The 20,745-nt window shown below is 64.6% G+C and carries 21 protein-coding genes, 1 tRNA gene and 1 pseudogene; 14 read left to right on the plus strand and 9 right to left on the minus strand.

Translation table 11 applies throughout. From position 1 onward, the window contains the following. Positions 1-648 (plus strand): NrsF family protein, encoded by a 648-nt coding sequence (locus tag RIA72_RS07355; RefSeq protein WP_350031658.1) that lies wholly within the window; start codon positions 1-3, stop codon positions 646-648. Positions 649-651: 3 nt separating this feature from the next. On the opposite strand, the gene RIA72_RS07360 is transcribed toward RIA72_RS07355, so the two are convergent. The 3 genes from RIA72_RS07360 to folK all read right to left on the minus strand — a co-directional run bounded on the left by RIA72_RS07360 (position 652) and on the right by folK (position 2,385). Next, a complete protein-coding gene (locus RIA72_RS07360; protein ID WP_350031659.1) occupies positions 652-1,659 on the minus strand; it encodes an NAD-dependent epimerase/dehydratase family protein in 1,008 nt (335 codons plus the stop codon). Positions 1,660-1,744: 85 nt separating this feature from the next. Next, positions 1,745-1,820 (minus strand) — tRNA-Lys (locus RIA72_RS07365). A gap of 43 nt (positions 1,821-1,863) precedes the next feature. Beyond that, entirely contained in the window at positions 1,864-2,385 is a 522-nt protein-coding gene (folK, locus tag RIA72_RS07370; RefSeq protein ID WP_350031660.1) for a 2-amino-4-hydroxy-6-hydroxymethyldihydropteridine diphosphokinase, read from the minus strand. Positions 2,386-2,408: 23 nt separating this feature from the next. On the opposite strand from folK, the gene RIA72_RS07375 reads away from it, so the two are divergent. After that, complete coding sequence (locus RIA72_RS07375; RefSeq protein WP_350031661.1) at positions 2,409-3,098, plus strand: uracil-DNA glycosylase; 690 nt, start codon at positions 2,409-2,411, stop codon at positions 3,096-3,098. Here the strand turns inward: RIA72_RS07375 and RIA72_RS07380 are convergent. Both RIA72_RS07380 and RIA72_RS07385 read right to left on the minus strand, forming a co-directional pair. Continuing rightward, positions 3,059-3,535, minus strand: a complete 477-nt coding sequence (locus RIA72_RS07380) for an RNA pyrophosphohydrolase (protein WP_350031662.1) — start codon at positions 3,533-3,535, stop codon at positions 3,059-3,061. The genes RIA72_RS07375 and RIA72_RS07380 overlap by 40 nt on opposite strands. Continuing rightward, a complete protein-coding gene (locus RIA72_RS07385; protein WP_350031663.1) occupies positions 3,532-4,479 on the minus strand; it encodes an alpha/beta hydrolase in 948 nt (315 codons plus the stop codon). The genes RIA72_RS07380 and RIA72_RS07385 overlap by 4 nt, the downstream gene beginning before the upstream one ends. 182 nt (positions 4,480-4,661) lie before the next feature. Between RIA72_RS07385 and RIA72_RS07390 the strand changes: the two genes are divergently transcribed. The 5 genes from RIA72_RS07390 (at position 4,662) to RIA72_RS07410 (ending at position 11,081) form a co-directional block, all read left to right on the plus strand. Further along, positions 4,662-6,524, plus strand: a complete 1,863-nt coding sequence (locus tag RIA72_RS07390; protein ID WP_350031664.1) for a 2-oxoacid:acceptor oxidoreductase subunit alpha — start codon at positions 4,662-4,664, stop codon at positions 6,522-6,524. Between the two features lies 1 nt (position 6,525). Next, on the plus strand, positions 6,526-7,563 hold the full coding sequence (locus RIA72_RS07395; protein ID WP_350031665.1) for a 2-oxoacid:ferredoxin oxidoreductase subunit beta: 1,038 nt from the start codon (positions 6,526-6,528) through the stop codon (positions 7,561-7,563). A gap of 13 nt (positions 7,564-7,576) precedes the next feature. Further along, the gene (locus RIA72_RS07400; RefSeq protein WP_350031666.1) at positions 7,577-8,536 is read left to right on the plus strand and encodes a metal-dependent hydrolase; all 960 of its coding nucleotides are present in this window, start codon (positions 7,577-7,579) and stop codon (positions 8,534-8,536) included. Positions 8,537-8,611: 75 nt separating this feature from the next. After that, complete coding sequence (locus RIA72_RS07405) at positions 8,612-9,892, plus strand: class I SAM-dependent methyltransferase (RefSeq protein WP_502957942.1); 1,281 nt, start codon at positions 8,612-8,614, stop codon at positions 9,890-9,892. Between the two features lie 19 nt (positions 9,893-9,911). Next, positions 9,912-11,081 carry a serine hydrolase domain-containing protein gene (locus RIA72_RS07410; RefSeq protein ID WP_350031667.1) on the plus strand — a complete coding sequence of 390 codons (1,170 nt, stop codon included), beginning with the start codon at positions 9,912-9,914 and terminating at the stop codon, positions 11,079-11,081. Positions 11,082-11,164: 83 nt separating this feature from the next. Here RIA72_RS07410 and RIA72_RS07415 read toward each other — a convergent pair whose 3' ends face one another. The 3 genes from RIA72_RS07415 to purF are packed head-to-tail and all read right to left on the minus strand — an operon-like array spanning position 11,165 to position 13,807. Next, entirely contained in the window at positions 11,165-11,551 is a 387-nt protein-coding gene (locus RIA72_RS07415; protein ID WP_350031668.1) for a hypothetical protein, read from the minus strand. Positions 11,552-11,610: 59 nt separating this feature from the next. Then, positions 11,611-12,345, minus strand: coding sequence for an SDR family NAD(P)-dependent oxidoreductase (locus tag RIA72_RS07420; RefSeq protein ID WP_350031669.1), 735 nt, complete (start codon positions 12,343-12,345; stop codon positions 11,611-11,613). A 4-nt stretch (positions 12,346-12,349) separates the two neighbouring features. After that, complete coding sequence (purF, locus tag RIA72_RS07425; protein WP_350031670.1) at positions 12,350-13,807, minus strand: amidophosphoribosyltransferase; 1,458 nt, start codon at positions 13,805-13,807, stop codon at positions 12,350-12,352. Between the two features lie 140 nt (positions 13,808-13,947). Between purF and hisI the strand changes: the two genes are divergently transcribed. From hisI to RIA72_RS07450, 5 genes are all read left to right on the plus strand, one after another. Next, positions 13,948-14,328, plus strand: a complete 381-nt coding sequence (hisI, locus tag RIA72_RS07430) for a phosphoribosyl-AMP cyclohydrolase (protein WP_350031671.1) — start codon at positions 13,948-13,950, stop codon at positions 14,326-14,328. Next, positions 14,315-14,848 (plus strand): hypothetical protein, encoded by a 534-nt coding sequence (locus RIA72_RS07435; RefSeq protein WP_350031672.1) that lies wholly within the window; start codon positions 14,315-14,317, stop codon positions 14,846-14,848. The genes hisI and RIA72_RS07435 overlap by 14 nt, the downstream gene beginning before the upstream one ends. Positions 14,849-14,912: 64 nt before the next feature. Beyond that, complete coding sequence (locus RIA72_RS07440) at positions 14,913-15,335, plus strand: MerR family transcriptional regulator (protein WP_350031673.1); 423 nt, start codon at positions 14,913-14,915, stop codon at positions 15,333-15,335. 75 nt (positions 15,336-15,410) lie between these two features. After that, entirely contained in the window at positions 15,411-17,213 is a 1,803-nt protein-coding gene (locus RIA72_RS07445; RefSeq protein WP_350031674.1) for an acyl-CoA dehydrogenase C-terminal domain-containing protein, read from the plus strand. A gap of 4 nt (positions 17,214-17,217) precedes the next feature. Further along, on the plus strand, positions 17,218-18,756 hold the full coding sequence (locus tag RIA72_RS07450) for a phospholipase D-like domain-containing protein (protein WP_350031675.1): 1,539 nt from the start codon (positions 17,218-17,220) through the stop codon (positions 18,754-18,756). 46 nt (positions 18,757-18,802) lie between these two features. On the opposite strand, the gene RIA72_RS07455 is transcribed toward RIA72_RS07450, so the two are convergent. Next, positions 18,803-20,233 carry a sigma-54-dependent transcriptional regulator gene (locus RIA72_RS07455; protein ID WP_350031676.1) on the minus strand — a complete coding sequence of 477 codons (1,431 nt, stop codon included), beginning with the start codon at positions 20,231-20,233 and terminating at the stop codon, positions 18,803-18,805. A 238-nt stretch (positions 20,234-20,471) separates the two neighbouring features. Here RIA72_RS07455 and RIA72_RS07460 point away from each other — a divergent pair, with 238 nt between their 5' ends. Continuing rightward, a complete protein-coding gene (locus RIA72_RS07460; RefSeq protein ID WP_350031677.1) occupies positions 20,472-20,594 on the plus strand; it encodes an aa3-type cytochrome c oxidase subunit IV in 123 nt (40 codons plus the stop codon). Positions 20,595-20,604: 10 nt separating this feature from the next. Further along, positions 20,605-20,745, plus strand: a pseudogene (locus RIA72_RS07465) (NAD(P)(+) transhydrogenase (Re/Si-specific) subunit alpha); the annotation flags it as partial.

The following is a 20,745-nucleotide window of genomic DNA, read 5'->3' on the forward strand; positions in this document are numbered from 1 at the left end:
ATGAACGAGGGATCGATCGACAATCTGATCGATGGGCTGGCTGACGAACTGAAGCCGGTGCCACCCAAAAAAATGGCTCGCGGCCTGCTCTGGACGGCGCTGGGGTGGCTTGCAGGGGCGATATTGCTCCTGTGGCTGTACGGGATGCGCCATGATCTTGCCGCGGGCGGGATGCCGGCGCTGTCGATGCTCAGCTTCTGGCTCATCGCGGCGACGGGCGCGGCCGCGGCGTGGAGCGCGCTGCGCATGGGGCTGCCCGGCGTCGGACGCGACTATAACGGCTGGCGCTGGGCGGTGCTCGCGGCGCTTTCGCTGCCGCTTGCGGCGCTGCTGCTGGCGGTCGGCGACGGCCATGCGGCGATGGATGCGGCGCGTAATGGGCTGGATGCCCATTGCCTGTCGCTTGGCATCGCCTCGGGACTGGGTGTCGGGGCCGCCTTGTTCTTATGGTTGAAATCGGCGGCTCCGACCTCTCCGGCGCGCGCGGGCTGGGTGATCGGCCTTGCGTCGGGCGCCGCGGGGGCCACGATCATTGGTCTGCACTGCGCCGACGACGATCTGATCCACATCGCATTGTGGCACGGGTTGGCGGTCGTCATTTCGGCGGTCGCGGGGCGGCTGATCCTGCCGCGTTTTCTGCGCTGGTGACGCTCAGACCCTGCGGGGCAGCCATTCGTCCCGATACCATTCGACAAAGGCCGGAACACCGATCGAGATCGGCGTGGTCGGCGCGAAGCCCAGGTCGCGGCCGATGTCCCCGATGTCGGCGGCGGTCTGGTAGACATCACCATCCTGCATCGGCAGCAGGTTGACCGCGGCCTTGCGTCCGCACGCGGCTTCGATCGCGGCGATCAGGTCGGTCAATTGTTCCGACCGATTGTTGCCGATGTTGTACAGCCGATGCGGGGTAAAGAAGCCCCCCGGCTTTTCGCGCCGATCGTCGGGTGGTGGATTGTCGAGCGCCAGAACCACGCCGTTCACAATATCGTCGATGAAGGTGAAGTCGCGGCGCATATCGCCATGATTATAGACGTCGATCGGCCGCCCCTGCAGCACCGCCTCGGTAAATTTCCACACCGCCATGTCGGGGCGACCCCACGGGCCATAGACGGTGAAGAAGCGCAGGCCGGTCTGGGGAATCCGGAACAGATGGGCATAGGTTTCGCTCATCAGTTCGTCGGCGCGTTTGGTCGCTGCATAGAGCGAGATCGGCGCGTCGGCGCGGTCGGCGACGCGAAAAGGAGCATCGGCACGCATTCCGTAAACCGACGATGACGACGCATAAACCAGATGCGAAATCGCGCGGTGGCGCGCCAGTTCCAATATGTTGACATGCCCCGCGATGTTCGAGTGAACATAGGCGGCCGGATTTTCGAGCGAATAGCGCACGCCCGGCTGCGCGCCGAGGTGGATGATCCGGTCGATGTCATGGTGCGCCAGCGCGGCCGTGAGCGCCGTTGCATCACCGAAATCGACGTCGAGGAGGGTGAAGAGATCGCCGAACCGTGCGGTCAGCTCCGCGACCCGCGCGCGCTTGAGTTCCACCGAATAATAGGGCGTGAAATTGTCGATGCCGACCACGCCCTCGCCGCGGCGAAGCAAGGCCGCCGCGACCTGCATTCCGATAAATCCGGCGGCTCCGGTAATCAGCGTGGTCAATTGTCTTCCTCCACTGGGGCGGCGTGCCTGTGGGCGCTGCCGGGCATGTGTCGGCGCTGCTTATGGAATCATAGTGGTTTAAATGTGGTGAGCCCTGCTGGGTTCGAACCAGCGACCTACTGATTAAAAGTCAGTTGCTCTACCGACTGAGCTAAGGGCCCATCCGGCGCCGGAACGGTGCGGCGCACGAAATGAGCCGCCGCCCTAGTGCGCTGGGACGCAGCGGTCAACCGGCTTTGGACGGACAAGGCGCGCGGCGAGCTGGCGGATACTGTGGCTGGAGAGCGGATGACGCCATTCGGGCACGATGGCGCGCAGCGGACCGAGCACGAACGCACGATCGGTAAGCGCGGGGTGGGGGATGGTGAGCGCTGCATCGGACCAGGCGCCGCCCGACCAGAGCAATATGTCGAGATCGAGCGTACGCGCGCCCCAGCGCTGCCCGGCGCGGCGGCCGAAGCGCGCCTCGATCGCCTGCAAGCGCGCGAGCATTTCGGGCGGGGCGAGTTCCGACGCAACAAGGGCGACGGCGTTGGCGTAGCGGCGGCGCGAGGGACCAATCGGATCGCTCGCGATGATCGGGCTGGCATCGACCGCCTCGACATCCTCGCTTTCGAGCGCCGCCAGCGCCGCAAGCAGCACCCGGCGGGGGTCGCCATAGCGCGCGTGGCGGCGATTCGACCCGAGCCCGATGGCATATAACGGCAGCGGCATTGCATCGTTCATGTCCGCGCGCCTATCGCAGCTATATGGAAATTGATAGCCCGCTCCCCGGAACCGAGCCGCCGCGCGATTGTCCCCGTTGTCCGCGGCTGGTCGCGCTGCGCCGCGCGTGCCAGGCCGAGCATCCCGACTGGTGGAACGCCCCGGTCCGCGCCTTTGGCGACCCCGCCGCGTGGCTCGCCCTCGTCGGACTGGCGCCGGGCAAGCATGGCGCCAACCGCACGGGAAGGCCGTTCACGGGCGATTATGCGGGCGACCTGCTGTTCGCGACCCTCGCCGCTTTCGGGCTGACCAAGGGCCGATATGACGCGCGCGTCGACGACGGGCTGGCGCTCGACGGCGCGATCATCGTCAACAGCGTCAAATGCCTGCCGCCGCAGAACAAGCCGACGCCCGCGGAAATTGCGCAGTGCCGGATGTTTCTGGAGGGGCAGCTCGCGGCTCTTGCCAACGTCAAGGTGATGATCGCGCTCGGACGCATTGCGCATGATGCGGCGCTGCGGGCGGCCGGAGAACGGCTCGCCGCGCATCCTTTTGCGCACGGAGCGGTCCATCCATTGCCGGAGGGGCGGTACCTCGTCGACAGCTATCATTGCTCGCGCTACAACACGAACACCGGGCGGCTGACGGCTGAGATGTTCGCCGATGTCTTTCGGACCGCGCTGGCGCTGAAGGATCAGACCAGCGGGCCGAATTCCTCGACCAGTCCGCGGTAGAGCGCGCGTTTGAACGGGACGATCAGTTTTTCGATCTCGTCCAGTTCGGCCCAGCGCCACGCGCGGAACTCCTGATGTTCGGTGTGGATATTGATGTCGCTGTCCTCGCCCATGAAGCGCATCAGGAACCAGTGCTGGCGCTGGCCGCGATATTTGCCGCCCCACATCTTGCCGATCAGATGGTCGGGCAGGTCATAGAAATATTCCTCGCGACTGCGCGCGATGATGTCGACCAGCCCGCCGTGGACGCCTGTTTCCTCGCCCAGCTCGCGGATCGCCGCCGTTTCGGCGTCCTCGCCATCGTCGATCCCGCCTTGCGGCATCTGCCACGCCTCGCTCGACGTATCGAGTCGCTGGCCGACAAAGACACGGCCGGTGCGGTTCGCGAGCATGACGCCCGCGCAGGGGCGATAGGGGAGCTTGTCGTGGTCGATCATGCGGCTCCGCTAGCCTCGGCGACGATCGCTTTCAATATGGTCAGTGCGCCGCGAATATCCTCCTTCGCGCTCGGGATGCCCTGCGACAGGTTGATATAGCCGTGGATATTGCCCTTCGCCTCGCGAAAATAGGTGGGAACGCCCGCCTCGATCAGCTTGGCCGCATAAGCACGCCCCTGATCGCGCAGCGGATCGAGGCCGGCGGTGACGAGCAGGGTCGGCGGCAGGCCTTCGGCTGGGAAATCGAGCGGCGACGCGCGATAGTCGGCGGGATCGGCGGCATAATGATTGCCGAACCAGGTCATGCCGCCTTGCGTCAGCAAATGGCCTTCGCCGAAATCGCGGTAGCTTTGCCAGTCGTTGTGCGTCGTGACTGCGGGATAGATGGGATGGATCGCGATGACCGGCTTCGACGCGGGTTTGTCGCGCAGGCTGAGCGCGGTCGCGATCGTCAGATTGCCGCCCGCGCTTTCGCCCGACAGGACAAGCCCGGTGCAGGCGATATTGTCGGCAACCCAGCGCGCCGCCGCTTCGCAATCCTCTGGCGCGGCCGGGAAGGGGTGTTCGGGCGCAAGCCGATAATCGACCGCAATCACGGGCATGTCGAGTTGACGCGCCGTTTCCGCGCAATAGGGATCGTGGGTGTCGAGGTCGCCGATCACCCAGCCGCCGCCGTGGAAAAAGACCATCACGGGCCCTGCCTCGCGGTCGGGGCGGTTGTCATAGATGCGGATCGGAATCTCTCCGGCGGGACCGGGAATCGTCCGATCCTCGACCTTTGCGATGTCGCCGCGCGGAACGTCGGCAAGCTGCCCCATCATGCGGAACATCTCGCGCGCGCCTGTCGGCGGCAACTCCTCCATCTTCGGCCCTTCCTGCGCGTTCAGGAAGGCAAGGAACGCCGCCACGTCGGGGCGTGTATAAGGGGTGGTGCCGTCGGTCATTCGCGTCTCTCCCTGATCGAATTGTGTCAAGCTATTCGGGATCGGCGGCCCAAATTCAATCCCGAAATGAAACTCACCTGTGCGTCACCCTTTGCGGCGCACAATTTTTTCTCAATTGCGGCTTGCGGCGCAGAGGCCTAGGCCCATGTCACAGGTTCGCAAGATTTGAGGCAGAAGAAAAAATGGCGACAGCGGTAGAGGACCGGGCGGGCGACACGCGCCAGTCCCCCCTTTCGGATGCGGTGGTGGTTCGATTTGCCGGCGACAGCGGCGACGGAATGCAGCTGACCGGCGGACAATTCACCCTGTCGTCGGCGCTCGCGGGCAATGATTTTGCGACCTTTCCCGACTTTCCTGCCGAAATTCGCGCGCCGCAGGGCACGTTGTTCGGCGTTTCGGCCTTTCAGATCAATTTCGGATCGTCGGCGATCGACACGGCGGGCGACGCGCCCGACGTGCTCGTCGCGATGAATCCCGCGGCGCTCAAGACCAATGTGCCGCAGTTGAAGCCCGGCGGGCTGATCATTGCCGACGAGGGCGAGTTCAACGACCGCAACCTCGCCAAGGCGAAATATGACGCAAATCCCCTCGACGACGGCAGCCTCGCCAAATGGCAGCTTTTAAAGCTCAACATCAGCCAGCTGACGATGGATGCGGTGAAGCCCTTTGGCCTTGGCAACAAGGAGGCGCTGCGCTGCAAGAATATGTGGACGCTGGGGCTCGCGCTCTGGATGTTCGACCGTGACCGCCAGCCGCTGATCGACTGGCTCAACGCGAAATTCGCGAAGGCCCCCGACCTCGCCGCCGCCAACATCGCGGCGCTCAATGCGGGGCACGCCTATGGCGAAACCGCCGAGCTCGCGGGACCGCTCAAGCAGCATCATGTCGATCCGGCGCCCGCCGAACCCGGCCTTTATCGCACGCTGACGGGGGCCGAGGGCATTGCGCTCGGCCTCGTCGCGGGCGCGCAGCTTGCCAAACTGCCGATGTTCTTTGGCGGCTATCCGATCACCCCGGCGTCGGCGATCCTGCATCATCTGTCGCGGCTCAAGGAATATGACGTCACGACCTTTCAGGCCGAGGACGAGATTGCTGCGATCTGTTCGGCGATCGGCGCGAGCTATGGCGGGTCGCTGGGCGTGACCAGCTCGTCGGGGCCGGGCATAGCGCTGAAGGGCGAGGCGATGGGTCTCGCGATCATGACCGAACTGCCGCTTGTCATCGTCAATTCGCAGCGCGGCGGGCCTTCGACGGGCCTGCCGACCAAGACCGAGCAGTCGGATCTTTATCAGGCGGTTTATGGCCGCAACGGCGATGCGCCGATGCCGGTGATCGCAGCCCGCTCGCCGGGCGATGCGTTCGAATGCGCGATCGAGGCGTGCCGTATCGCGGTCGAATATATGACGCCGGTGATGCTGCTCACCGATGGCTATATCGCCAACGCTGCCGAGCCGTGGAAGGTGCCCGACCTCACCGCCTATGACGATTTCCCGGTTCAGTTCCTGACCGAAGCGCCCGAAGGCGGCTTCAAACCTTATGGCCGCGACGAAAAGCTCGCGCGTCCGTGGGTCAAGCCCGGCACGCCCGGCCTGCTTCACCGCATCGGCGGGATCGAGAAGGAAGTCGACACCGGCCACATCAACTATGCGCCCGGCAACCACCAGGCGATGACCGACATCCGCAAGGCCAAGATCGACGGCATCGCGGTGCCCGACCAGGTCGTCGAACTCGGCGCCGAGGGCGGCAAACTGGCGGTTGTAGGCTGGGGTTCGACCTTTGGCCCGATCCACCAGGCGGTACGCCGCAAGCGCGCCGAAGGGGCCGATGTCAGCCACGTCCATATCCGCCACATCTGGCCGCTGCCTGCCAATCTCGGCGAGCTTTTGAAAAGCTACGACAAGGTGATCGTGCCCGAAATGAACACGGGGCAATTGAAGACGGTGCTGCGCGATCAATATCTGGTCGACGCCAGACCTGTGAACAAGGTGTCGGGCCAGCCCTTCACCATCGCCGAAATCGAAGCCGCGATCGAGGGAGCCCTCTAAGATGAACGAGATGACCACCATCGCGCGCACCACGACGCTCAAGGATTGGGAAACCGATCAGGAGGTCCGCTGGTGCCCCGGATGCGGCGACTATGCGATCCTCAAAGCCGTGCAGCGCACCATGCCCGAAATCGGCACCGCGCCCGAAAACACCGTGTTCATCAGCGGCATCGGCTGCTCGTCGCGCTTCCCCTATTATATGGAGACCTATGGTTTCCACACGATCCACGGCCGCGCACCGGCGTTCGCGACCGGGCTGAAGCTCGCCAATCCGAACCTCGACATCTGGATCGTCACCGGCGACGGTGACGGGCTGTCAATCGGCGGCAATCACACGATGCACCTCATTCGGCGCAACCTCGATTGCCAGATCATGCTGTTCAACAACGAGATTTATGGCCTGACCAAGGGGCAATATTCGCCGACCAGCCGGGTGGGAACGACCAGCCCTTCGACCCCCTATGGTTCGGTCGATCGCCCCGCACAGCCCGCCGCCTTTGCGCTTGGCGCGGGCGCGCGGTTCGTCGCGCGCGGCTTCGACGTGTCGAAGGAATTGCCCAACGTGCTGAAGGCCGCACATGCGCACAAGGGCGCGGCTTTTATCGAGATTTTCCAGAACTGTATCGTCTATAACAAGGACGTGTTCGAGGATTTCGCGGCGCCGAAAGGAGCGGAGGACCGCCAGCTCTGGCTGAAGCAGGGCGAGCCGATGCTGTTCGCGAAAGGCACAAAGGGTATCGCGCTCGACAATGAAGAACTGCACCTGAAAGTCGTCGACGTGGTTGATGGCGACTGGCAGTCGGCGGGCGTGATCGTCCACGACGTCACCAACCGCAGCGTCGCGCACATGCTCGTCGAAATGCGCTTTGGCGAGTTTCCGATGGCGCTTGGCGTACTCTACGACGACCCGCGCCCGACGTTCGAGGCCGATGTCGTGCGGCAGAATCAGGCCGCGGCCGAAGGCAAGAAGGCCGACCTGCAAGGCCTTCTCAAAAAAGGGCAAACCTGGACCGTGACCGAAAAAGGGCCCGAGCTCTGACGCCACCCGCGCCATGGATAATCTGACGCACAGCCTGGTCGGCGCATTGCTGGGCCAGATGGGGCTCAAACGCAAAAGCGGCTTGGCGATGCCCACGCTGATTATCGCGGCGAACCTGCCCGACATCGACGCCGCGTGCCTGTTCTGGCTCGACGGTGTTCAGCACCTGGGCTTTCGGCGCGGCATTACCCATGGTCCGATCGCGATGCTGCTGCTCCCGCTCCTCTTATGGGCGGCGATGCTGGCGTTCGACCGCTGGCAAACGGGGCGCGGTACCAGGCCCTCAGCACGGCTGCCCATCGACAAGGGCTGGCTGCTTGCGCTCGCCTACATCGGATGCCTCAGCCATCCCGCGCTCGACTGGCTCAACAATTACGGCATTCGCCTGCTCGAACCCTTTTCCTCGAAATGGTTCTATGGCGACAGCATCTTCATCATCGATTTGTGGATATGGATCGCACTCGCGGCGTCGCTCTGGCTGTCGTTCCGGCGGGAGCGGCGCGGGGAGGCGGAATGGCAGCGCCCCGCATGGGCCGGATTCGCGGCGGTTTCGGCCTATATCGTTGCAAACGGGCTGATCACCGGCGCGGCCGAGCGGATGGCGTCGGACGCGCTTGCTGCGAGCGGGCAGACGGGCGCGCTCGTCGTAGCGAGTCCGCCGCCGCTCGCTTTCTGGCGACGCGACATCTTCTGGCGTACGCAGGATCGCTATGGCATCGCCGGTTTTACGCCGGGGGCGGGCGGGCACATCGACCTGACCGGCCAGCCGACCGGCATGGACGACAGCCGGCTCGCGATGTGGGCGAAGGCCGATCCCGATGCGCGCGCGTTCCTCTTCTGGGCGCGGATGCCGGTGGCGGAGCGCCACGGCGATGCGCTGTTGCTGCGCGACCAGCGGTTCATGCACCCGCTGGCCGAGGACCGGTTCCAGGTGCGCCTCACAGCGCCGGATACCGCCAGCCGCGCGGAATGACGGTCCCCGAATGACGTCATGGCGGCGCGCGACATGCGATTGTCAGCGGCGAAGCTTTGGGGCAGGAAGGAAGTTGTGAACACGCATGTCAGCCCCCGCCGCGGCAAGGAACTGCTCCGCGCCGATCGCGCCTATCGCGCGGGGGGAATGGCGGCGCGGCTCATTGGAATGGCGCCATCGTTCCTGTTCCATCAGATGCTCGATCGTATCGATGCGGGACTGATTGCGGGAACGATCGAGGGGCATCTGCCCGACGGCAGCGTCCGCCTGATCGGGGGGCGCGGCGGCGGGCCGACCGCCATCGTCCATCTGCATAGCTGGGCGGCGCTGGCGCGGCTCGCACTGTCGGGTTCGGTGGGCTGGTATCGCGCGTGGGAGAAAGGCGAATGGTCCTCGCCCGATCCCGTTCCGCTGTTCGACCTGTTCATGCGCAATGGCGAGGCGCTGGGCAATGTGGCGCGCGCGCACGGCCCGTCTCGCTGGCTCCATCGCGCTCTTCATGCGCTTCGCCGCAACGATCGGCGGGGCGCGCGCCGGAATATCCACGCACACTATGACTTGGGCAATGATTTCTATCGCTTGTGGCTCGACCATGGCATGAATTATTCGAGCGCGCTGTTCACGGACGCGGGGCAATCACTGGAAGAGGCGCAGGCGGCAAAGGTCGATGCGATTCTCGACCGGCTGGACCTCCGATCGGGGGCGCGGCTGCTCGAAATCGGGTGCGGGTGGGGCGCGCTTGCCGAACGCGCGGTCGAGCGGCACGATGTGATCTATACCGGCATTACCCTGTCGCCCTCGCAGGCCGAGGTGGCCGATGCGCGGCTGGCGGCGGTCGATCTGTCAGGGCGTTCGCGGATCGAGCTATGCGATTATCGCGACGTGCAAGGGCCGGTCGATGCGATCGCCAGCGTCGAGATGGTCGAAGCCGTAGGGGAGGCCTATTGGCCCGCCTATCTCGATACGATCGCGCGGCTGCTCCGTCCCGGCGGCAAGGCGGCGATCCAATATATATCGATCAACGATGCGCTGTTCGAGCGCTATGCGGCGAGCAGCGACTTCATTCAGGCCTATATCTTCCCCGGCGGTTGTCTGATTTCCGAAAGCCGCTTTCGGGCGCTTGCCGAGGCAAGGGGGCTTGAGTGGCGCGACGTGCGGCGCTTTGGCGGCGATTATGCCGAAACGCTGCGGCAGTGGCGCGAGCGGTTCGACGCCGCGGCCGCCGCCGACCGGCTGCCGTCCGGTTTCGACGCGCGCTTCGTCGGGCTGTGGCGCTATTATCTGCAATATTGCGAGGGCGGCTTTCGCGGTGGCGGCATCGACGTTGCGCAAGTGACGCTTGAAAAATCGGGCTGAAAACAGGGGAGGAAGAAGAATGCGACGATTTCTGGCGGTGGCGCTGCTCGGCACCGCGGCGGCGTGCAGTGCACCCGCCACGACCCAAGCGACCGATCAACTGCCAAAGGATTTGAACGTGCTCTTCTGGACTCAGGATCAACGCGACCTTGCCTTCCGTACGATGGAGACGGTGCCCAAGGTTGTGGTCAACACCATCGAGGCGGGCGATGCGGTTTATCCCTTGCCCCAGGGCAAACCGCTCGATCTGGGCGTCGACGTCGATGCCCATATGGCGGCGCAGCGCAACGCGGGGCTGATCATCGTGCAGGACGGCAAGGTGCGGCTGGAAAAATATGCCCTGGGCTATGGCGCTGCCGGCCGCTGGACGAGTTTTTCGGTTGCGAAAAGCTTTACCTCGACGCTTGTGGGCGCGGCGGTGAAGGACGGCTACATCAAAAGCCTGGACGACAAGGTGACGGCCTATATCCAGGGTCTGAAAGGGTCGGCCTATGACGATGTCAGCGTGCGCCAGCTGCTGACGATGACCTCGGGCGTCAAATGGAACGAGGATTATACCGATCCCAAATCCGACGTCGCACAGTTCAACCTGCAGAAACCCGTTGCGGGCGAAGATATAACGGTGAGCTATATGAAGAGTTTGCCACGCGAAGCGCCGGCGGGGTCGAAGTGGGTGTACAAGACGGGCGAAACCAATCTGATCGGCGTTCTGGTATCGAGCGCGACGGGCAAGACATTGTCGCAATATCTGTCGGAAAAAATCTGGAAGCCCTTTGGCATGGAGCAGGACGCGGTGTGGATGCTCGGGGCGACGGGGCACGAGATCAGCGGCTGCTGCCTATCGGCAAGCCTCAAGGATTATGCGCGCTTCGGCCAGTTCATCCTGAACGGCGGCGTTGCCGGCGGGCAGAAGGTGCTGCCCGACGACTGGCTGGCGTCGGCCACGACCAAACAGGCCGGGATCGACATTCCGGGCCGCGGTTATGGTTATCAATGGTGGACGAACGACGACGGCAGCTTCGCCGCGCAGGGCATATTCGGGCAGGGCATCTTCATCGACCCCAAGCGCAGGCTGGTGATCGCGTCAAACGGCAATTGGCCGACCGCGACCGATCCCGAAGGCGTCGGCGCTGCGCGCGAGGCGTTCTACAAGCGTGTGCAGGCGGCGGTGGACAAGGAAGCAGAATAAGTCGTCGTCCCCGCGAAGACAGGGGCCGCTGACAACCTTGCGCCACGCCGATAGCGGCCCCGTCCTCGCGGGGGCGACGGATTTTAGTCGACTGCAATTGCCGCCGCGCGCTGCGCCAGCCACACGGCGGTAAGCGGGACGGCGACGCCCAGCGCCATGATCCACCAGGCATCGGCGAGGGTTATCGCGCGGTACAGCGCCGCGCCGATGACCGCGCCGGCCACGATCCAGCCTGCCCCGAGGCCGGTAGAGATGCGCATGGCAAGCCAGCCTCCCGCGAAGGTGCCGATGAACCAGCCAGCGATAAGGGCGATCGTCGATCCGACGGGGATCAGTATTTCGCCGCTGCCGGGGTCGTAAACGTCGGGGGAAATTTCGCTGCCCGCATATTGCGCCAGCCAGATCAGCCCGAACGCGATGGCGACACCAATCACAGTGGCGATCGCCGATCGCAAGATACTTCTGGTCATTTCACGCCCTCGCAAACCCTGTTTTGCGCGCAACTTAGCGCAGGAAAGCGAAAATGGCGTTAAGCTTTTTCCATGACCTTGGGCAGCGCGTGGAAGGCGGTGCTGTCAAAGCCCCGAACCATCAGGTCGGCGACATATTCGCCCACCGCGGCCGGTTCCTTGATGCTCTGCGGATCTTCGCCTGGATAGGCGCGGGCGCGCATCTGGGTGCGCGTTCCGCCGGGGTCGAGGATCGCCGTGCGGACGGTCGAAATATTGCGCATTTCGGCGCCATAGCTTGTCACCAGCACCTCGAGCGCCGCCTTGGATGCCGCATAGGCGCCCCAATAAGCGCGCGGTTCGCGCGCAACGCTGGTCGACAGTGCAAGCAGGCGGCCGTTCGCGGCGCGGCGAAGCAGCGGGTCGAAATTGGCGATCAGCGCTTGCTGTGCGATCAGGTTGAGCGTCAGCGTCCGATTGAATTCCTTGCCGTCGATCGCGGCCACGGGGGTCAGCGTGCCGAGCATCGCGGCGTTGAGCACGAGCATGTCGAGCTGTTGCCAGCGCTCGGCCATCGCGCTCGCAAGGCGGGCTATACTATCGCCATCGGTCAGGTCGAGCGGCGCGATCGTCGCGCTCCCGCCCGCCGCGTGGATGCGATCCTCCAGCTCCTCGAGCCCGCCTGCCGTCCGCGCGGTGATCACGACGTGCGCGCCGCGTGTCGCGAGCGATTCGGCGATCGCGGCGCCGATGCCGCGACTGGCCCCGGTGACGAGCGCGACCTGGCCCGCCAGTTCCTCAGACTTGTTGGTCATTATGTCAGACAACCCGTTCGGCAAGCAGCGAAAATTGGTCATCCAATCCATGCTCGTCGAAATCGGTGAGCGTGGTCGGATAATCCCCCGTAAAGCAGGCGTCGCAATATTGCGGTGCATCATGCTTGCGGTCCACCTCGCCCAGCGCGCGATAAAGACCGTCGATCGTCAGGAAGGCGAGGCTGTCGGCATTGATGAAATTCGCCATCTGGCCGACCGTCATCTGCGCCGCGAGCAGTTTCGCGCGCTCGGGCGTGTCGACGCCATAAAAGCAGCTGTGCGATGTCGGCGGGCTCGCGATCCGCATATGGACTTCGGCGGCGCCGGCATCGCGCATCATCTGCACGATCTTCAGGCTCGTCGTGCCGCGCACGATCGAATCGTCGATCAGGACGATGCGCTTGCCCGCGATCAGCGCGCGATTGGCATTATGCTTCAGTTTGACGCCGAGGTGGCGAACCTTGTCGCCCGGCTGGATGAAGGTGCGTCCGACATAGTGCGAACGAATGATGCCGAGTTCGAACGGAATCCCCGATTCCTGCGCATAGCCGATCGCGGCGGGCGTGCCCGAATCGGGGACGGGGATCACAAGGTCGGCGTCGACGGCATTTTCGCGCGCGAGTTCGGCGCCGATCGCCTTGCGCACCGAATAGACGCTGGTGCCGTCGACGATCGAATCGGGGCGCGAAAAATAGACATATTCAAAGATGCACGGCCGCGCCGACTGGTCGGCGAACGGGCGGTGCGACGTGAGCTGGCCGTCGCGGATGATGACCAGCTCGCCGGGTTCGACCGAGCGCAGGAACTCCGCGCCGACGACGTCGAGTGCGACGGTTTCCGAGGCGAGAATATGCGCGTCACCGAGCTTGCCGATGACGAGCGGGCGGATGCCGAGCGGGTCGCGGCAACCGATCATGCCCTCGGCGGTCAGGCAGATCAGCGAATAAGCGCCTTCGACCTGTTTCAGCGCATCGATGAAGCGGTCGAGCAGCGACCGATAGTTGGACGTCGCGACAAGGTGAATGATCACCTCGGTATCGCTGGTCGACTGGAAGATCGAGCCGCGGCGGACGAGCAGCTTGCGCAGCGCGACGGCATTCGAGATGTTGCCGTTGTGCGCGACGGCGAAGCCACCCGTCGACAGGTCGGCGAACAGCGGCTGGACGTTGCGCAGCGCGGTCTCGCCCGTCGTTGAATAGCGCACATGACCGATCGCCGAAGGTCCGTCGAGCTGGCGGATAATGTCGTCGCGATCGAAATTGCCCGCGACATGGCCCATCGCACGATGGGTGTGGAAATCCTTGCCGTCGAAAGCGGTGATGCCCGCGGCTTCCTGTCCGCGATGCTGCAGCGCGTGGAGGCCCAGCGCAACAACCGCAGAGGCGCTGTCGGCGCCGTGAATGCCAAAGACGCCGCACTCCTCGCGGAGCTTGTCGTCGTCGAAAGGATGGGTCGTCAGCATGTCGTTCCAGGGGGCAGGGGCAGTGACTGGCGCGCATATAGGGAGCCGAAGGCCGATTGTCGCCCCCTAATCACGATATTGTCACATCGGCGGCAAGGGGCGGGGTGACAGCGGCTTCCATCCTGCTCTAAAGCGCGGTCATGGACGAACAGCGCGACACGACCGACCGATTTTTCCCGCGTTTCGACGCCGCCGGGCTGGTGACTGCGATTGTGGTCGATGCCGACAGCCGCGCGCTGTTGATGGTCGCGCATATGAATGACGCGGCGATCGAGCGCACGCGGGCAACCGGACAGGCGCATTTCTGGTCGCGGTCGCGCGGCGAGCTGTGGCGCAAGGGCGAAACGTCGGGCAACGGCCTGACGCTCGTTGAGATGCGAGTCGATTGCGACCAGGATGCTCTGCTGCTGCGGGTCCGGCCCGCGGGGCCGGCCTGCCACACCGGGCGCCGCTCGTGCTTCTATCGCCGCGTCGAGGCCGATGGTTCGCTGACCTTTCTGACGGACGATGCGCAAGGTTGACGCCTTTTGGGTGCTGGCGGCGCTGCTGCTTGCGGGATGTGAGCGGCGTGACCCCGACGCGAACGGGGTCGATGCCAGCAATCCGCTGGAAATCGCGGCACGCGAACGCGGAATCGTCCGTCCCGAAGCGGATTCGCCCGTCGGCGTGTTCGAGCGGCGGCACGATCTGGGCCGCGACGCGATGTGCGTCGTTCCCGACGGGACCGGGCAGTGGCGGTTTGCGATAACGGCCGCCTTCGGTTCGACGCTCTCTTGCGCGGCGCAGGGGACGATGGTGCGCGCCGACAAGGGATGGCGGATGCGCTTTGCTGCTGCCGAGGGTTGCGAGGCCGATGTTCACGAAGAGGACGACGAACTGCGCCTGCCAGGGCGGTTGCCGCCGCAATGCGCAAAACTGTGCCCCAGCCGGGCGTCGCTGGCGGGTTTGCGCCTGCCGCGCGCGAGCTGGTCGGCCGATGATGCGAGGGGCTTGCAGATCGCCGACCGGCGCGGCAATATAGGGCGACCCTGTGCGGACTGAACGGTCCGGCAAAGCGCGTTTCGGCGCTCTTGACGTTCACGTCAACGGAAACTAGTTTCGCGGGATGACCGAACCCTACGGCCACGCCCATATCGATACGCCCGATCATCTGGGGCGCGAACAGTTCAGCATCACCGATCTGTCGACCGAGTTCGGCGTGACCGCCCGCGCGCTGCGCTTCTATGAGGACGAAGGGCTGATCAGCCCGTCGCGCAAGGGGTTGTCGCGCATCTATTCCAAACGCGACCGCGCCCGGCTCGCCTGGATTTTGCGCGCCAAGCGCACCGGGTTCAGCCTGGCCGACATTCGCGAAATGATCGACCTTTACGACGTCGGCGACGGGCGCAAGCTGCAACGCCAGGTGACGATCGAAAAATGCGAGGAACGCATCGCATTGCTGCGTCGCCAGCGCGACGATATTGACAGCGCTGTAGATGAGCTGTCACGCTTCATCGAAACGGTGAAGAAAGTCGATGCCGGTCAATAGGCCGCGCGGCTCCTGACCCTCTGCCTCTCCCCGGGCAAGTTTGAAACGATCAACTGCTTTTCAGAAGGATACCCCATGCCCGTCTATCGCGCCCCTGTGCAGGACACGTTGTTCCTCCTCAACGATGTGCTCGGAATCGAGCGCTATTCGAACCTGCCGGGCTTTGCCAATGCGACCCCCGACATGATCGAGGCGGTGCTGACCGAGGCGGGCAAATTCTGCGAGGAGGTGCTTTTCCCGATCAACCAGTCGGGCGACCTTGAGGGGTGCACGCGCCACGACGACGGCAGCGTCACGACGCCCCAGGGCTTCAAGGAGGCCTATAAGGCCTATTCTGAGGCCGGCTGGGGGCTGCTGACCGCGCCCGAGGCGTTCGGCGGACAGGGCCTGCCGCATGTCATCGGTTTCCCCGTCGAGGAATATCGCAACGCCGCCAATCAGGCGTTCGCCATGTATCCGGGGCTGACGCAGGGCGCGACCGCCGCGATCCTGGTGAAAGGGTCGGAGGAGCAGAAGGCGACCTATGTGCCGAAGATGATCGCCGGCGAATGGAGCGGCACGATGAACCTGACCGAGCCGCACGCCGGCACCGATCTCGGCATGATCCGCACGCGCGCGGTGCCGAACGGCGATGGCAGCTATGCGGTGACGGGAACCAAGATCTTCATCTCGTCGGGCGAGCATGACCTGACGGAAAATATCATCCACCTTGTCCTGGCGAAAACCCCGGACGCCCCGGACAGTGTCAAGGGCATCTCGCTGTTCATCGTGCCCAAGTTCATCGTGAACGACGACGGCTCGCTCGGCGAGCGGAACAGCCTTTCGTGCGGGTCGATTGAGCACAAGATGGGGATTCACGCCAATTCGACCTGCGTGATGAATTACGACGGGGCAAAGGGATGGATGGTCGGCGAGGAGAATAAGGGGCTTGCCGCGATGTTCATCATGATGAACGCCGCGCGGCTCGGCGTCGGCATTCAGGGGCTGGGGCAAGCCGACGTCGCTTTCCAGAACGCCCTTCAATATGCGCAGGACCGCCGCCAGGGACGCGCACTGACGGGGCCGAAAGACCCGCAGGAAAAGGCCGACCCGCTGTTCGTCCACCCCGACGTGCGGCGGATGTTGATGGACGCCAAGGCGACCGTCGAAGGGCTGCGCGCGCTGTGCCTGTGGGGCGCGCTCCAGGTCGATCTCGCGCACCTCGCCGAAAGCGAAGAGGAACGGCAGCAGGCCGACGACCTCGTCAGCCTGCTCACGCCCGTGATCAAGGGCTATGGCACCGACAAGGGGTATGAGGTCGCGACCAACGCGCAGCAGATATTCGGCGGCCATGGTTACATCGAGGAACAGGGCATGAGCCAATATGTCCGCGATGCGCGCATCACCATGATCTATGAAGGTGCGAATGGCGTCCAGGCGATGGACCTTGTCGGCCGCAAGCTTGCGCAGAATGGCGGGCGCGCAGTTCAGGCCTTCTTTGCGATCGTCGACGCCGAATGCGCCGCGGCAAAGGACAAGCCGGCGCTCGCCGATTTCGCCGGTCGGCTTGAAAAGGCGAATGGTGAACTGAAAGCCGCGACGATGTGGTTCATGCAGAATGGAATGACGAACCCCGACAATGTCGGCGCGGGTGCGTATCATTATATGCACATCACGGGCATCGTCGCGCTCGGCCTGATGTGGCTGCGCATGGCCGAAGCGGCGCAGGCGGCGCTGAGCGACGCGCGCGGCAACAAGGATTTCATGGAGGCCAAGATCGTCACCGCCCGCCATTTTGGCGAGCGCTTCCTGCCCGATGCGGGGGCGCTGCGCCGCAAGATCGAGGCGGGCAGCGAGGCGTTGATGACGTTGACCCCCGAACAATTCTTCGCGGCCTGACGCCGTGCCGACGCAACCATCGCCGCCGCCGAGCGTGTCGGCGGCGATGGGCAGCGATCTGAAACCGATTGTCGTCGAAGGCCGCAATTGCTGGCGGATCGAACGCGCCGAAAAGGCGCGCATGATCGTCGACGCTGCCGACTATTTCCGCTTGCTGAAAGAGCTGATGGCGGGTGCGAAGGAACGCATCCTGCTGATCGGCTGGGATTTCGATCCGCGGATCACGCTGGAGCCCGACGCCGAAGGTCGGGGCGAATCGCTCGGCCATTATCTGCTCGGCCTTGCGCGTGCCAAACCCGGCCGCGACATCGACATATTGCGCTGGAATTTCGGCGGCCTGAAACATTTTCTGGTGCCGAGCGTCCTCGCGATCATCCTGCGCTGGAAAGCGACGCGCTCGATCAGCTTTCGCCTCGACAGTGCGCACCCCGCCGGGTGCAGCCATCATCAGAAGGTCGCGGTTTTCGACGACCATCTGGCCGTGTGCGGCGGAATCGACGTCGCGGCATCGCGCTGGGACACGCGCGAGCACCGGGATGATGACGCGCGCCGCAGCAATCCCGATCGCAAGCCCTATCCGCCCTGGCACGATTCGACGATGATTCTCGCGGGCGATGTCGGGCGCGCGCTTGCCGAACTCGGCAACGAACGCTGGCAGCGCGCAACGAAAAAACCGCTGCGCGATGTCAAGGGCGACGGCGAAAACTGGCCCGCCGCGCTCGATGCCGATTTTACCGATGTCGACGTCGCCATTTCGCGCTCGCGCGCCGAATATGACGGCTACCCCGAAGTGCGCGAGATCGAGCAACTCTATCTCGACATGATCGCGGCGGCAGAGCGCTTCATCTATTTCGAGAATCAATATTTCACGAGCGGCAAGATCGCCGCCGCGATCGCCGCGCGACTTGAAGAGAATGATGCGCCCGAATTTGTGATGGTGATGCCGGAAACGGCCGATGGCTGGCTGGAACAGATGGCGATGGACGCTGCGCGCGTGAAGCTGGTGCGCGCGATTGCGAAGGCAAGGCATGGGAGCCGGCTGCGCATCTATGTCCCGCATACCGCGGGCGGCGAACCCATCTATGTGCACGCGAAGACCGCGATCGTCGACGACCGGCTGCTGCGCATCGGGTCGTCGAACATGAATAACCGTTCGATGGGGCTCGACAGCGAATGCGACGTGACGATCGACGCTGCGCTGCCGGCGAACCGCGGCGCGGGGCCGACGATCCGCAAGCTGCGCGAATCGCTGATGGCCGAGCATCTGGGCGTCGATCCGGCAAAGGTCGCACGCACCTTCGATGGTTCGGGGTCGCTGATCGCAGCGATCGAGGAGCTGCGCGCGCCGGGGCGTTCGCTCGAACTGCTCGATCTGGTCGCGCCGGGTCCGATGGACGATTTTATCGCCGACAATGAATTGCTCGATCCCACCAGCCCTGACGCAATGTTCGAGGGCATCGCCGCGCGGGGCCTGAAGAAAAGCTGGCGGCGGGGCAAAAGCTGGATGAAGCGGCATCGACCGTTTCGTCGCGGCGGGCGCTGACCCGCTCGATCCGCCACTCCGGCCTTCGCGGGGATGACGAAAGCTGTCAGGCCGCCGTGTCGATTCCGAGGTCGCTGAGCTTGCGATAGAGCGTCGAGCGGCCGATGCCCAGGCGGCGGGCCACTTCGCTCATGCGGCCGCGATAATGTCCGATCGCGAGGCGGATGACATCGGCTTCGATGTCTTCGAGCGGGCGAAGGTTGCCGTCGGGGAGGTAAAGCGTGACGCCGATCGCCTCGCCATTGATCGCCACCTCGCCATCGTTGACCGCTCCGCCGCCAAGCGTCGCTTCGATCGCGCGGAAATCGGCGGCGGTGAGGACGTCGGTGGTGCTGCCGACCGCCGCGCGGAACAGCACGTCCTGCAACTGGCGGACATTGCCCGGCCAGGCATAGGCGGCCAGCAGGCGCAGTGCGTCGTCGGTGATCCCGATCTGCCCCATGCCCGGCAACCCGCCGATGCGCGCGAGCAAGTGGCGCGCGAGCGGGCCGACGTCGCCGCGGCGTTCGGACAGCGAAGGCAGGGTGAATTGCGCGCTCGACAGCGCGTAGAACAGGTCTTCGCGGAAATGCCCCGCCTCGATGAGCTTGTCGAGCGGGCTGGCGCTCGTCGCGATGATGCGGACGTCGACCGTCTGGCGGATCGATCCGCCGATCATCTGCACCTCTCCCGTGTTCAGAAACTCGACCAGCTTGGCCTGCGTTTCGAGCGGGATACACTCGACATGGTCGATGATGATGCTGCCCCCGTCGGCCTGGACGAGCCGACCAACCTGCCGGTCGAAAGCGCCGGGGAAGGCACCGCGTTCGTGCCCGAACAGCCCCGATCCGATGAGCCCCGGCGACACCGCCGAGCAATCGACCATGACGAGCTGGCCGCGCGCGCGCGGGCTGGCGCCGTGGATCGCGCGGGCGAAAACTTCCTTGCCGGTGCCGGGCTTGCCATTGATCATCACCGGGACGCGCGCGCGCGCAGCCTTGGCGGCGATCGCCAGTGCGGTGCGGAAATTGGGGCTCGAACCGATGATTTCCTCGAACGCCAGCGGCGCGCGCAATTTTTCGGTGAGCGGGCGAAGCTCGCCCTGTGGTCCGCCATCCGCCATCGCCCGGTCGAGCGCTTCGAGCAGCCGGTCGGGAGCGATGGGTTTCTGGACGAAGTCGCTCGCCCCGGCGCGCATCGCCTTTACCGCGACCTCGACCCCGTTGCGCATCGTGATGACGACAAGCGGCAGCGCGGGGCGCCAGCGGCGCAGCTCGGCGACGAAATCGGCGATGTCCAATCCCGGCGCACCCTGATCGACCAGCACGGCGTCGAGCGCCATGCCTTCTTGCGTGCCCAGCTTGGCGAGCGCGGTGTCGGTGTCGGTGGCGATGACGCTGCGCCATCCGCCGCGCGATACAAGCGCCGACAGAAAGCGCTGCTGCGCCGCCTCGCTGTCGACGATCATCACCGTTCGGGTGTCGCGCGTGCTAGCCATTGTCTGGATATGCCCCCTCGAGCGCCGTGGATCATGTTACTATTGTGAACGCCCCATTTAACCCGAGAGGGGTAAAGGGGCGATTAAGGCCGTTCGGCTTTTGCCATCATCGCCCGTAGAACCAAACCGGCTATTGAGCATCGCCATATGCGTGGCTAAGACCGGCGCGACGGCCGATTCTGGCGATACCGGGCGACGCGCAGGGCGCGGTTGCCGGGACGGGTGAAGGGGAAAGACGATGGCACAGCAGGAAATGAAGGCGGCGAACGAGACCTATTCGGGTTTCCTCAGCCTGCTGAAGGTCGGTTCGATTCTGACCGGAATCGCAACCATCTTTGTTGTCCTCCTGATCGCGTCCTGACCCGGCCCATATGCGCATCGCTGTTCTGAAAGAGCTCGCTCCGGGCGAGACTCGCGTCGCTGCGACCCCCGAAACCGTGAAGAAATTCATCGGGCTGGGCGCGGAAGTTGCCATCGAATCGGGGGCGGGGGAGACCGCATCGGTCGCCGAC

This window comes from Sphingopyxis sp. (genome assembly GCF_040216815.1).
In the GTDB taxonomy this organism is placed as follows: domain Bacteria; phylum Pseudomonadota; class Alphaproteobacteria; order Sphingomonadales; family Sphingomonadaceae; genus Sphingopyxis.

Excerpts from the sequence above, each read along its gene's own strand:
- folK (WP_350031660.1), bottom strand. The coding sequence starts at position 2,385 with ATGAACGATGCAATGCCGCTGCCGTTATATGCCATCGGGCTCGGGTCG.
- RIA72_RS07395 (WP_350031665.1), top strand. The coding sequence starts at position 6,526 with ATGAACGAGATGACCACCATCGCGCGCACCACGACGCTCAAGGATTGG.
- RIA72_RS07385 (WP_350031663.1), bottom strand. The coding sequence starts at position 4,479 with ATGACCGACGGCACCACCCCTTATACACGCCCCGACGTGGCGGCGTTC.
- RIA72_RS07420 (WP_350031669.1), bottom strand. The coding sequence starts at position 12,345 with ATGACCAACAAGTCTGAGGAACTGGCGGGCCAGGTCGCGCTCGTCACC.
- hisI (WP_350031671.1), top strand. The coding sequence starts at position 13,948 with ATGGACGAACAGCGCGACACGACCGACCGATTTTTCCCGCGTTTCGAC.
- purF (WP_350031670.1), bottom strand. The coding sequence starts at position 13,807 with ATGCTGACGACCCATCCTTTCGACGACGACAAGCTCCGCGAGGAGTGC.
- RIA72_RS07410 (WP_350031667.1), top strand. The coding sequence starts at position 9,912 with ATGCGACGATTTCTGGCGGTGGCGCTGCTCGGCACCGCGGCGGCGTGC.
- RIA72_RS07355 (WP_350031658.1), top strand. The coding sequence starts at position 1 with ATGAACGAGGGATCGATCGACAATCTGATCGATGGGCTGGCTGACGAA.
- RIA72_RS07435 (WP_350031672.1), top strand. The coding sequence starts at position 14,315 with ATGCGCAAGGTTGACGCCTTTTGGGTGCTGGCGGCGCTGCTGCTTGCG.
- RIA72_RS07445 (WP_350031674.1), top strand. The coding sequence starts at position 15,411 with ATGCCCGTCTATCGCGCCCCTGTGCAGGACACGTTGTTCCTCCTCAAC.
- RIA72_RS07440 (WP_350031673.1), top strand. The coding sequence starts at position 14,913 with ATGACCGAACCCTACGGCCACGCCCATATCGATACGCCCGATCATCTG.
- RIA72_RS07400 (WP_350031666.1), top strand. The coding sequence starts at position 7,577 with ATGGATAATCTGACGCACAGCCTGGTCGGCGCATTGCTGGGCCAGATG.
- RIA72_RS07415 (WP_350031668.1), bottom strand. The coding sequence starts at position 11,551 with ATGACCAGAAGTATCTTGCGATCGGCGATCGCCACTGTGATTGGTGTC.
- RIA72_RS07375 (WP_350031661.1), top strand. The coding sequence starts at position 2,409 with ATGGAAATTGATAGCCCGCTCCCCGGAACCGAGCCGCCGCGCGATTGT.
- RIA72_RS07455 (WP_350031676.1), bottom strand. The coding sequence starts at position 20,233 with ATGGCTAGCACGCGCGACACCCGAACGGTGATGATCGTCGACAGCGAG.
- RIA72_RS07380 (WP_350031662.1), bottom strand. The coding sequence starts at position 3,535 with ATGATCGACCACGACAAGCTCCCCTATCGCCCCTGCGCGGGCGTCATG.
- RIA72_RS07460 (WP_350031677.1), top strand. The coding sequence starts at position 20,472 with ATGGCACAGCAGGAAATGAAGGCGGCGAACGAGACCTATTCGGGTTTC.
- RIA72_RS07390 (WP_350031664.1), top strand. The coding sequence starts at position 4,662 with ATGGCGACAGCGGTAGAGGACCGGGCGGGCGACACGCGCCAGTCCCCC.